This is a genomic window from Entomobacter blattae (assembly GCF_014672835.1).
GTDB classification, from domain to species: domain Bacteria; phylum Pseudomonadota; class Alphaproteobacteria; order Acetobacterales; family Acetobacteraceae; genus Entomobacter; species Entomobacter blattae.
Window position 1 is genome coordinate 1,057,989 of the sequence record NZ_CP060244.1, and the last position, 12,430, is coordinate 1,070,418.

At 47.6% G+C, this 12,430-nt stretch carries 6 protein-coding genes and 2 pseudogenes; 1 reads left to right on the plus strand and 7 read right to left on the minus strand.

Features of this window, described 5'->3' with window-relative positions:
• Position 1: 1 nt before the first annotated feature.
• From narH to JGUZn3_RS04770, 7 genes and pseudogenes are all read right to left on the minus strand, one after another.
• Complete coding sequence (gene narH / locus JGUZn3_RS04740) at positions 2-1,531, minus strand: nitrate reductase subunit beta (RefSeq protein WP_203414528.1); 1,530 nt, start codon at positions 1,529-1,531, stop codon at positions 2-4.
• On the minus strand, positions 1,528-5,232 hold the full coding sequence (locus tag JGUZn3_RS04745; protein WP_203414529.1) for a nitrate reductase subunit alpha: 3,705 nt from the start codon (positions 5,230-5,232) through the stop codon (positions 1,528-1,530). Before JGUZn3_RS04745 ends, narH begins: the two co-directional genes overlap by 4 nt.
• Positions 5,233-6,362: 1,130 nt before the next feature.
• On the minus strand, positions 6,363-6,527 hold the full coding sequence (locus JGUZn3_RS04750; protein ID WP_203414530.1) for a hypothetical protein: 165 nt from the start codon (positions 6,525-6,527) through the stop codon (positions 6,363-6,365).
• Positions 6,528-7,188: 661 nt separating this feature from the next.
• Positions 7,189-8,802, minus strand: a complete 1,614-nt coding sequence (locus JGUZn3_RS04755) for an APC family permease (RefSeq protein ID WP_203414531.1) — start codon at positions 8,800-8,802, stop codon at positions 7,189-7,191.
• 217 nt (positions 8,803-9,019) lie between these two features.
• Positions 9,020-9,193: a hypothetical protein gene (locus JGUZn3_RS04760; RefSeq protein ID WP_203414532.1), complete on the minus strand. Its 174-nt coding sequence runs from the start codon at positions 9,191-9,193 to the stop codon at positions 9,020-9,022.
• Positions 9,153-9,547: pseudogene (gene queF, locus JGUZn3_RS04765) on the minus strand (preQ(1) synthase); the annotation flags it as partial. The pseudogene queF and the gene JGUZn3_RS04760, both read right to left, overlap by 41 nt.
• 534 nt (positions 9,548-10,081) lie before the next feature.
• Complete coding sequence (locus JGUZn3_RS04770; RefSeq protein ID WP_203414533.1) at positions 10,082-11,473, minus strand: beta strand repeat-containing protein; 1,392 nt, start codon at positions 11,471-11,473, stop codon at positions 10,082-10,084.
• Between the two features lie 670 nt (positions 11,474-12,143).
• Between JGUZn3_RS04770 and minE the strand changes: the two are divergent.
• Positions 12,144-12,338, plus strand: a pseudogene (minE, locus tag JGUZn3_RS04775) (cell division topological specificity factor MinE); the annotation flags it as partial.
• Positions 12,339-12,430: the final 92 nt, after the last annotated feature.

Genomic DNA, 12,430 nt, shown 5'->3' on the forward strand with positions numbered 1-12,430 from the left:
CTTATTCCGCTACTGAATCAACTGCAGGGACGGAAACGGTTTTACCAAAGAGCTCAAAGCCTGTGGTTTTGCCATCGCCCTGGCAGCCATTTCCAAAGGTAAAGCCACAACTGCCTTTTAGGTCATAGGCATCTTCACTGGTCTCACGATGGGTGGTCGGAATAACAAAGCGGTCTTCGAAATTGGCCAAGGCCATATAGCGGTACATTTCCTCGATCTGTACACCGGTTAGCCCAACATTTTGCGCTAGGGATTCATCGGCCTGGCCTGCAATTTTTTTAGACCGCATATAGCTGCGCATCGCCAGCATCCTTCTAAGGGCAATCTCAACAGGTTTTTCATCGCCAGCGGTTAACAGGTTGGCAAGGTATTTTAACGGAATGCGCAATGAGCTTACATCGGGCATGCCATTTTCTGTTCCGAGGTTACCGCGGGCGACAGCGTTCTGGATAGGGGAAAGCGGGGGAACATACCACACCATGGGAAGGGTGCGGAATTCTGGATGAAGCGGGAAGGCAACCTTCCATTCAATCGCCATTTTCCAGATCGGAGACTCCATAGCCGCTTCTATCCACTCATGGGGAACGCCATCCTTGCGGGCTTGTTCCTGCACGGCGGGATCATAAGGATTTAGGAAGATATCCAGCTGGGCCTGATAAAGGTCTTTATCGTCAACAGCAGAAGCAGCCTCTTCAATTCTATCAGCATCATACAGCATGACGCCTAAAGAGCGGATACGCCCAACGCAGGTTTCTGAACAGACGGTTGGCTGGCCAGATTCAATGCGTGGATAACAGAAAATGCATTTTTCTGACTTGCCCGAAGACCAGTTATAGTAAATTTTCTTATAAGGGCATGCCGAAACACACATACGCCAGCCGCGGCATTTATCCTGATCAATCAGAACAATACCATCTTCTTCGCGCTTATAGATAGCTCCAGAAGGGCAGGCCGCTGCACAGGCCGGGTTAAGGCAGTGTTCACACAAGCGGGGCAAATACATTAGGAAGGTGTTTTCAAACTCCCCATAAATGTCCTTTTGCACGCCTTCAAAGTTGGCATCCTTGGAGCGTTTAGAAAATTCTCCCCCAAGGATTTCCTCCCAGTTGGCACTTCCCTCAATCTTCTCCATGGGCTGGCCTGTCAGCAAGGAGCGGGCCCGTGCTGTAGGCATGGTACGAACATCACCCGAAGTGTGGTTGTTTTGGTAATCAAAGGTAAAAGGCTCGTAATAATCGTCAATCTGGGGAAGGTGAGGATTGGCAAAAATCTGGGCCAGAATCATGCTTTTTGTGCCCATCCGCAGGCGAATATTGCCAGAACTGTTCCTGGTCCACCCTCCTTTCCAACGGTTCTGGTTTTCCCACTCCTTGGGAAACCCGACACCGGGCTTGGATTCAACGTTGTTAAACCACGCATATTCCATTCCCTCGCGGCTGGTCCAAACGTTTTTACAGGTGACAGAGCAAGTATGGCACCCAATACATTTGTCCAGGTTCAGCACCATACCGATTTGCGCTCTTACTTTCATTGGGCTGCCCCTTCCATCATCCAGTCAATTTTTTTCATTTTTCGTATAATCACAAATTCGTCGCGGTTTGAGCCCACTGTGCCGTAATAGTTAAACCCGTATGAGAACTGGGCGTAGCCACCTATCATATGTGTGGGTTTGAGAACGGTTCTTGTTACGGAGTTATGAATACCCCCACGCTGGCCCGTAAGCTCACTGCCAGGGATGTTAATAATCTTTTCCTGGGCATGGTACATCAGGGTCATACCGGGGAGAATACGCTGGGAGACAACAGCGCGGGCTGTAAGAGCCCCGTTGGTGTTGAAAACCTCAATCCAGTCATTATCCACAATGCCGGCCTCTGCGGCATCCTTCTCACTAATCCAGACAACGGAACCACCCCGGTTAAGAGAGAGCATGAGCAGGTTGTCGGAATAGGTGGAGTGAATACCCCATTTTTGGTGCGGGGTGAGGAAGTTGAGCACAATTTCCTTGTTCCCGTTACTGCGTTTGCCCAGCATACTCCCAATGGTTTTGGTATCGACTGGGGGCCGCCAGGTTACAAAAGCCTCACCAAAAGCCCGCATCCAGGCATGGTCGAGATAGAGCTCCTGGCGCCCGCTCAGGGTTCTCCAGGGGATCATCTCATGAACATTGGTGTAGCCGGCATTGTAGCAAACATTTTCGTTTTCAATCCCAGACCAGGTCGGAGAGGTGATCACCTTGCGAGGCTGGGCTACAATATCGCGGAAACGAATTTTGTCATCCTCGCGGGTTACAGCAAGGTGGGTATGGTCTTGCCCGGTAATTTTGCCCAGGGCCTTCCAGGCCTTCACCGCTACTTCACCGTTGGTTTCCGGTGCCAGGGAAAGCACAGCCTCAGCAGCATCAATATCATCGTGCAGGCTGGCTCCACCCGTAGCGGTCGTTCCATTCAGCTTGCGCAGGAATTCCACCTCATGCTTGGTATCCCAGCCAATACCTTTCCCGCCATTGCCAATTTTTTCTAGCAACGGCCCTATGGAAATATATTGCTCGTAAATATTAGGGTAATCACGTACCGCGGTGGTGACTTTGGGCATGGTTACACCTGAGATCGGCAGCGTGCCGGATTTTTTCCAATCCACTACGTCTGGTTGGGCCAGTTCCTCGGCACTGTCATGATGGAGGGGGGTCAGCACCACATCTGTCTCCCTGCTGAGGACTTCGGGGGCCACCTTGCTGAAGGTGCGGGCCAGCTCACGGTAAATATCCCAATCCGAGCGAGATTCCCATACCGGGTCAACCGCTGCGCTGAGCGGATGGATGAAGGGGTGCATGTCGGAAGTGTTCAGGTCGTTCTTTTCATACCATGAGGCCGTTGGTAGCACGATATCTGAATACACACAGGTGGTGGACATGCGGAAATCCAGTGTCACCAACAAGTCGAGCTTACCTTCTGGGGCCTTTTCGTGCCACTGGACCTCATGCGGGCGGTTGGGGCTTTCGGGGGGAAGTTCGTTGCCCAATACCCCATGGTTTGTACCCAGCAGGTATTTCAGGAAATATTCATGGCCTTTCCCTGAAGAGCCCAGCAGGTTGGAACGCCAGACAAAGAGGTTACGTGGCCAGTTGTCAGGATGGTCTGGATCTTCACACGCCATTTCCAGTGAACCATTATGCAGGCCAGCGGCGACGTACTCCGCAGGGGATTGGCCAGCCTGTTCAGCCTTTTGGGCCAGGGTAATGGAGTTTTGCTTGAGCTGCGGGGCAGAAGGCAGCCAACCCATACGGATCGCCCGTGTGTTATAGTCAAGAGGTGAGCCACTCCAATCCCCTTCCGGGGCAAGGGGAGAGAGAATGTCAGAAACATTCAGGGTTTCGTACCGCCACTGGTTGGAATGGGTATAGAAGAAAGAGGTACCATTCATGTGCCGTGGTGGGCGGTTCCAGTCCAGCCCAAAGGCGATAGGGGCCCAGCCGGTTTGTGGGCGTAGTTTTTCCTGGCCCACATAATGCGACCATCCCCCCCCAGACTGACCAATACAGCCACAGAAAACCAGCATGTTGATAATGCCACGATAGGCCATATCCATGTGATACCAGTGGTTGAGCCCAGCACCCAGAATGACCATGGATTTCCCGTTGGTTTGCTCGGCATTCATGGCGAATTCCCGGGCAACGTGAATAATCTGGTTACGGGGAATTTCTGTAACATGTTCAGCCCAGGCCGGGGTAAAGGGTTTATCTTCATCATAGCTGGTGGCAGCAGAAGGATCGTTCAGGCCACGATCTATCCCGTAATGGGCACAGATCAGGTCGTAAACTGTGGTAACCAGGGCCTCTCCATCTTTAAGGGTCAGCCGTGTTACCGGAACCTTGCGTTCCAGAACTTCCCCATGGGTTGTGCTGGCAAAATCATGGGCTGTTTTTCCTCCAAAATAGGGGAACAGAACAGATTCAATTTCCGCTTGGGTGTTGCCCTCTAGTAAAGAGAGTTTAAGGGGCATCTTGGTGTTGTTTTTGTCATGGGGTTGAAGGTGCCACAATCCTTCCTCACCCCAGCGGAACCCAATGGAGCCCAGCGGGGCAACAGGGTTACCGTTTTCGTCAAAGGCAATGGTTTTCCATTTTGGGTTATTCTGCTCGCCTAAGGCATCTGTAAAGTCATCAGCACGCAGCATTTTGCCAGGAACAAGCCCATTTTCGTGTTTTTCCAGCTTAACCAGCATCGGCATATCGGAATAGAGGCGGACATAGTCGTTAAAATAGGGTACCTGGCGCTGAACATGGAATTCCTTCAGGATAACATGGCCCATGGCCAGGGCTAGAGCCGCATCAGTTCCCTGTTTGGGGCGCAACCACAGATCAGAGAATTTTGTGGCTTCGGCGTAATCTGGAGAGACAACCGCACTTTTTGTGCCCTTATAGCGGGCCTCGCTGTAGAAATGGGCATCTGGCGTTCTGGTTTGCGGAACATTGGACCCCCAGAGAATAAGATAGCCTGCATTATACCAGTCAGCACTTTCTGAAACGTCCGTCTGCTCACCCCAGGTCATGGGGCTAGAGGGAGGGAGGTCGCAATACCAGTCATAGAACGAGAGGCAAACCCCGCCAAGAAGCGAAAGATAGCGGGCCCCAGAGGCATAGCTGATCATGGACATGGCAGGAATAGGCGAAAAGCCTGCAATGCGGTCTGGCCCGTAGGTTTTAATGGTATAGGCGTTGGCAGCGGCGATCATCTCGTTGACTTCTTCCCAGCAAGAGCGCACAAAACCGCCTAACCCCCGGCGAGACGTATAGGATTTACGTTTTTCTGGATTTTCTACAATAGATTTCCAGGCAGCCACAGGGGTTTGGGTTTGGCGAGCCTCGCGCCAAAGCTGCAGAAGGTGACGCCGCACAAGAGGATATTTCAACCGGTTGGCAGAATAGAGATACCAGGAATAGCTGGCACCACGATTACAGCCACGGGGCTCGTGGTTGGGCAGTTCCGGATGGGTGCGGGGGTAGTCTGTGGCCTGGATTTCCCAGGTGACCAATCCCCCTTTGACATAAACTTTCCACGAGCAAGACCCTGTGCAGTTCACCCCATGGGTGGAACGAACAATTTTGTCTTGCTGCCAGCGCTTACGGTAGGCATCTTCCCATGCGCGGGAATCTTGTGTGGTAATTCCATGGCCGTTGGAGAAAGGTTCTTTAGCGCGTTTGAAAAACTGTAATTGATTGAGAAAAAGACTCATACCTGGGCTCCATTACAAATTCCGAAATGCCATGTCGTCATTGTGTATTCCATAAAAATAAATATTTTGTACATATTAATAATGAAAATTGAATAACCAAAAAATGCAGCGCCTAACAGAAATGAACGCCTAGAAGAGGACGTTGATAAAGTCCTTTAAAATATTATTGCCGCATAGGTTCCTGATAAAAGACAATTTGAGCAAGATACTCTCAAGAAATATAAAAGAATTCAATAGTTTTTTTAAGAATAACCTAATGAAAAACAGAACTAAATTAGTACTGCTTATGTATAGAAATAATATTAAGCTGCTAGTTAAGAATGATTTTTATTTATAATTAAGAAGTTTAGATCTTTATTTTTCTTGGAAAGAAAAAGAATAATCCGCTTTTATTTGGAAACCGCGCTTTAATATTTCATGATGCAATAGCTTGAAAAGTAAGAGGTTTTCTGAAAGAAGGATAAAGTTTGCATTGAATGCCATTTATAAGATTTATGTATGAAAGTTCTCTTTTTCATTGATAAAACTAATAATAGAAAAATTATAAGATCGAAATCAAAATAAAAAAAATACTTCTGAAAAAATAAAGAGCCATACAAAAAATATGTATCAGATTTGCATATTATTTCCGACGAAAGAGTGCGTTTTGGCAATAGGTGCGAGGGTTTTTCTCCTCCGAGAAGAGTCGGAGCTCATATCAAAAGTCCCGTGTCAAAAGTTTATGTCAAAAGCCCATATCCAAATACGAGGGTTTGGAGTGCTTGTTGGAGCACGGATCGGAGCACAGGTCTGAGCATTGGGGCGAACTTCTTATGCGGGTAAGGGCTTACGCGGGTTAAAGAGAGAAAAATTTATACCAAAATACGCTTTTGCGCTCTGTGTCTAGCCACCATGGGCGTGCTCTTTCGATGTGAGGCCTCTATTGAACAGTAATTCCAAAAAGTCCTTCTTAGGGGGGGCATCACTCAGTGTCCAGCCACCATGGGTGTTGCTCTCTTGTGTGAGGCTTCTCTTGGGCAGTAACCTTAAAAAGGGCTTTCTGCGAGGGGTATCGCTCAGTGTCCAGCCACCATGGGCATTGCTTTCTCGATGTGAGGCTTCTCTTGAACAGTAACTTCAAAAGATCCTTCTTAGGGAGGGTGCAGAGCCTCTATCAGAGTAGGGCCATAGTCGCCCCGCTCTGTGGGCAGCGAAACAGGAATATTGTTCTCATCATGGCTTAACACTGGGATAAAAAGAGAAAGGGCAATTTCTGGACGTGTGAGGAAAGCTGTGGACAGGAAGATCCCTCCCACATTTTTAACCGTATTTCCTCTACATGTGAGGACTATGGACGCCTACCGGCATAACAGCACTGGGTGAGTCGTGATTCCCTACATGTGAAGACAATAGAGGGGGACGGCTTTTCTCACAAAAAAGATTAGGGACATAATTGCCCTACATATGAGGACTATGGGCCGTGACAGGTTTAGAATAAATTGTTTGTTCTGGTCATTTCCCTATGTGAGGACTATGGACACCTACCAGCATAACAGCATGGAGAAGTTGTGATTTCCCTATGTGTAAGGATTATGGTGCCCAACAAGGGGAGTTTTGCTCTATTGGTGTACTGTCCTAGGTTTGTCTAGGTTTGAGAAATCCATAGATTTGAGAAATATTGGTTCTTATAAGCGCCCAGAAATAAGTAATCAGAAATAAGGGCTCTGAAATAAGTGTTCAGAACATTCTAACCCTTATCTTTTCCATAGGTTTGGGAAAGGTTTGAGGAGGGGGTGAGTCTTTTCCTCAGTGAGAAGATTTGTGAGAGGATTGGCCTCATCTCCTTCTCACAGCACATCTTCCTATAGGGCCAATTTTGTAAGATCAATTTTGAGCCTATAAGGCTAATTGTTGGGGTAAGGCGATAATAAAGGCAGGCTTACAAACCCCAAAAACTTTCCTGACGAAAAACAGGACTTATTTGCCTGGCAGGGCTTCCTCCATGGTTTCTTCCATAGTTTCCTCTATGGACTCCTCTTGGGCAATGGTGGGTTTGCCACTGGTTTTGCCCCAGTGATAAATACCCAGACAGAAAAGGGCTATCAGCCCGTCATCAAGCGGGTGGGGAATCAGGCCGATGCCCCCCATTTGCCCTGCCCAGGAAAAAATGATGAGCCCCATACACCACACCAGCAGCCATGCGGAAGGCCGTAGAAGAGCTATAAATTCCTCCTCAAAAGGGTTATGGCTTTTATAGCTTCTCCATGCCATGAACAGTAAAGCACAGATGAGGGTAACTGACAGGAGCCAGGAGTCAATCTCCCAGCCTGACCAAAAAACAATCAGGGTGGAAATGACAAAGGCAACTGGGGTGATGATATTGAAAAAAGGGATTTTGAAAGGCCTGTTCAAAGTGGGAGAGGAAAACCGAAGCGAGGCTGCAGCAACGGGGGCAATCCCGTAGCTGAGGATGGTCGCAGAAGAAACAACCCCCACCAAGGCTTGCCAGGAAGGAAAAGGCAGCGTCCAGAACAAGGCCAGCCCAAAGGAGAGGTTTAAGGCGGGGGCGGGGTTGCCACTTTTTTTGTTAACATGGGTGAAAACTTTAAAGAACGTCCCTGTTTTTGCCCAGGCATAAATCATTCTGGAGGTCGAGTTCAGGTAAATATTTCCTGCCCCTGTTGGGGAGATAATGGCATCGGCCACCACCAGGGTGGCAAGCCATCCTAACCCCAAGATCAGGGCAATATCGTGATAGGGTAGAGCAAATTTCTTTTCAATCCCGACCCAGCCTGTGGTCATAAAAGCGGGGGGGATGCTCCCCAGAAAGGCGGTTTCCAGCAGAAAATAAATGGTTGTAGCCAGCAATGCCGAGGAGATTACGGCAATGGGAATTGCCTTATGGGGGTTTTTAACCTCTCGGGCAGCGCCAATAATAGGGGTTAGCCCCAAATAGGCAAAAATAATACCTCCAGTGGAAATGGCAGCTTCCATACCAGAAAAGCCGCCTGCAAAAAACCCATGCTGGGTCATTTGAGAAGGCTGGAAATAGACCAGAAGGCAGACCACCACCAGCACCGGAACGACAAATTTAATCACCGTCATAATCAGGTTGGTAATGGCAAAAGAGGTAATGCCCTGCCGGTTGATAAGGTAGAGCAACAGCAAGATGAAAGCTTGCAATCCCCACCCGATAAGGGTGGGATCTCCACTATTAGGTTGTGTCAGCCCGGGAACCCAGCTATTGGCATAAGAACGGGCAGCCACCACTTCAATGGCACTCATGCTGGAAAGGGAGATGACACTGACAAACCCCATAATAAAACCAGCTACTGGCCCATGGGTATAGTCTGGATAACGGATAATTCCGCCAGCTAATGGCAGGCATGCGCCCAATTCTGCCAAAACAAGGGCCAGCAGAAGGATGGCTATTCCCCCAATGAGCCAGGAAATAAGGCTGGAAGGGCCAGCAATGGCTGCCACATGGGCTGCACCAAATAACCACCCAGAGCCAAAAATGGCCCCAAAACCGATAAGGGTGAGATCAAATGTAGAAAGACGACGGCGAAAATGATGTTCATCCTGATCCATAACACACCCTTTCTAGCTTTTTATAAGCTGATTTTACATGAAAAGCCCTTTTCTTTGTTGACGATTTACGTGCAATTGTAAATTCATTTTTTAACAAAAAATAAAGAGTCTTTACAGAACCCGCCTAAGGTCATGGCTTTGGGCCAGAAGTCTATCAGAAGTTTATCAGAAGCCTATCGGAAGTTTACCAGAAGTTTACCAGAAGTTTGCCTGGAATCTACGAGAAGACTGCCAAAGGACTGTCAGAAATTTGCCTGAAATCTGTCAGAAGCGGTAAGGGAATAATCAAGATTACCTCCCTCTCCAGCATATCGTCTTCTACCATACTATCTTTAAGACTTCCTATCTTATTAACAGGTGATAAGGGTTGACAGGCGATAAGGGGGAACATTTTGATTGGGAATCCAAACCTTATCTGGTGGGGGTGCTGTTTGCCAGAAAATGTCTATTGGTATACCCCCACGGGGGTACCAAGACCCTCCTATTCGTAACCAGAAGGGTTCAAGACGTTTTTATAAGAGCGGAGGAAAAAAAGGGTACAGGCCTCATGAAAAGCCCCGTGGTTTCTAAAGCTATGCAGGTAGAGCTTTAAGGATTTGCTTTCTACAATCCATTTTTGAGGAATGTAATCAATAACAATATGCGCAAAATCTGGCTGCCCAGTAATGGGGCAGAGAGAGGTACATTCTGGCGCTGTAAAGCGAATAAGGTATTTTTTCCCCTGATGAGGAGCTTCTACACGTTCTCAGAAGGTCACTCTCACCCATCATAACAAGATCGGCGGCATTTTTCCCATGGATATTTTGGCGGATATTTTGGGTATTTTTCCATGGATAATGATCTCTTGAAGAACCTTTAGCTGACCAGTAAACAGGAACTGTCCTACCATAAGAACCCACCATAGAACCTCTCTTAAAAGGTGAGATTTCATAAAAAACGTGAGATTCTATAAGGCATTACGGTGATAGGAGGCATAAAGAGCAGGGCTACGGGGTGGTTTTGTCTGACAGCTGGGCTTGCCTGATAGGTGGGCATGTTTGACAAGAGAGTTTGGAAAAGGGTTAGGGAAAAGGCAAAACAAAACACAGGTAGCTTCTTAAAAGAACAGACAACAAAAACAGGCGGCCTATTAAAAGATAAGAGGCAACCTGTGTTGAAAGAGGCTTTTGCCAAGCCTGCGGGGTTCTCATCGGCACATTGCCTTCTAGTAGGCCTTGGCATTCATTGGCTGATAGATGTATCTCGTAAGTGTGGTGAGAATACAGGGTATCTCAATGCTTTATGCAGCGATAAGGGCGTTAGAAGAGGACTGAAGGATATCTGAGAATGTCGTACCCCGTGTGAAGGGGTCTATGCCTTGTAGGTCAACACCTGTGAAAGTAACAGTTCCAATAGTACCGTCGGCAAGGGTAAAGATCGTATCTGTACCATCGTAGCTTGACGTTACGGTTGTACTGGCTCCTACGCCAATAATATTTTGTGAGGTTGGATCTGTGGCTTGAGAGGCAGTAAAGTTCCGGATGATGATATTCTCAATATTGCCGCCGCCGAGGTTGCTGGCGAGCTCAAGCCCGTAACGATAAGGGCTCCCATTGGCCGAAAACGTGCCGACATCAATATCAGCAGTACCGGTGCCTAGGGCAGCTATAAAATTGTTATGCATGCCAGAAACAGTGACATCTTCCAGGCCCTGCTGATAAGCGGTTTGGCCTGTGGTATCACCAGCTCCCAAAATACTTAGGTGGCTATCTGCAACTTGGCTGCTGCCTGCCTGAATGTTTATGTCCCCTGTGCCTGCGGTGTTAATAATATTGTTTGTGCCATTTACAGTTACGGTGCTGGAACCATTTCCTGCCCATATCGTATTATTATCTCCGAGTGTGAGGGTACTCGTGACATCAGCATTCTCACCATTCAGCACCAGGGTTGTGTTTTGTCCTGTGAATGTCAGGGTACCTTGCTGTTGGAAAAGGGAGATAGTAGCATCGGAATTCTGGGTAACGGTATAGTCCAGTGGGGTGGTGGAATCAGCAACTGTTAAAACCACGTTCAGGGCAGCGGGGCTATCATTTGCTACGGGGTTAGCCGCTGAGGGGCTAGTTGTTGACGAATCAGCGCTTGTGTTTGCGCTATTGCCAATAACAAAAGTACCCGTACTTTTGCTTGCATAGAGATGAGAGGGGAATAAGCTGGCTGTATCAGTCAGAATGTTATAGGTGGTTGTGCCAGAATTGGCCCAAACTTCATTTCCGCCAATATCTGTAATATTTGTATCGGTTGGTCCCTGATCGCCATCAAGGATAAGGGTAGAGAAAAGAGCGGTAATGGAGCGGGGGTCTGTGCTGGTGGTATCGCCGCCATTATCATAAACGGTTATTTTGTTCTCGGCTGAGATTCCCTGGGTGCGGAAATCTGTTGTGGCATGTCCTGCTCCGATGTTGAGGAAAGAGCCATTGCCCAATCCTAACACGTTAAATGCTACTGCAGTGAGTGTGCCTGCATCAATGGCAATAGGGCCCGCGGACTCATTGCCAATAATCGTTACTCTTCCGCTCGTTCCTCCACCAGAGAGGGTAATCGTGCCGGTAGCATCGGGGAGCGTATTGATATAATTATCACTATCAGGAAGAGTAAAGGATTGATCGCCGCCAGTGTAGAAATAATCAGTCATGATCGTATTTTCTCGCTTAAAAATGGGTTGTCAAAAAAACGAACGGCTACCAGGGTGGCAGGTTATAAAGCCCATTCGAAAAAAACATTTTTTGTCTTAACAGTCTGGAGAGGAGTTTGGTTTTTTTCACAATCAATAAATTTTTATTTTTTATTGCCCAAGGTTTCAAGGCTTGCATTTTTCGCTCTAGTTTAAGTGAAGGCAGGGTTAGCATTTTTTTGTTAAACGTTCTAGGCTGACAGAGTACTAAGCTGACATGGATGCTAAGTTGACAGAGTGCTAAGCTGATATAGGTGTTAGGCTGGCAGGATGCTAAGTTGATATGGATGCTAAGCTGACATAAGTGCTAAGATAACAGGAGTGAAAATTTTAAAGAACGTCGCTGTTTTTGCCCAGGCGCAAATCATTGTAAAAGAGTGGCCCTTCCCTATCCCCCCATATCTTCTCAGGAGATAAGTCTTGAGGGATAGTATGATAGGGGCTCTGGCGTGACGGCTGGTAGGAAGTGAGGAAGATAAGTAAGCAAAGAAGTTAAAGAAGGAAGCAAGTAAGCAAGGAAATAAGTAAGGAACTAAGGAAGGAAGAGGGGGAAGAACTTTTTCATTTTCTTTATAGAAACTCCTACTGAAAAGAAGAGCTTCTTTGACCGCCTGTTTAAAAGGAGTATTGCATGAGTTTCTTTTCCAATTTCTTTGCTCGTAATAGCTCTGCCCCCGTCGCACGAGACAGGCTCCAGATTCTCCTCTCTCATGAGCATTCCAACAACGATCTTCCTTCTGATCTTTTAGCAAAACTTAACCATGAAATTCTGGAAGTTATTAAAAAACATATTTCCATAGATCAGGAAAAAATTCAGGAAAGCCTCTTCTTTCCTAGAGTGGGGTATTGGTCATTTTGTGGGAGCTTTTTCTGATTCTTCTCCCATCTTTGAACCCCGTCTTTGAACCCTGTCTTTGA

What these genes read in the sequence shown, in the direction of transcription:
- JGUZn3_RS04745 (WP_203414529.1), bottom strand. Translation starts at nt 5,232, where the DNA reads ATGAGTCTTTTTCTCAATCAATTACAGTTTTTCAAACGCGCTAAAGAA.
- JGUZn3_RS04755 (WP_203414531.1), bottom strand. Translation starts at nt 8,802, where the DNA reads ATGGATCAGGATGAACATCATTTTCGCCGTCGTCTTTCTACATTTGAT.
- JGUZn3_RS04760 (WP_203414532.1), bottom strand. Translation starts at nt 9,193, where the DNA reads ATGTTCCCCCTTATCGCCTGTCAACCCTTATCACCTGTTAATAAGATA.
- JGUZn3_RS04770 (WP_203414533.1), bottom strand. Translation starts at nt 11,473, where the DNA reads ATGACTGATTATTTCTACACTGGCGGCGATCAATCCTTTACTCTTCCT.
- narH (WP_203414528.1), bottom strand. Translation starts at nt 1,531, where the DNA reads ATGAAAGTAAGAGCGCAAATCGGTATGGTGCTGAACCTGGACAAATGT.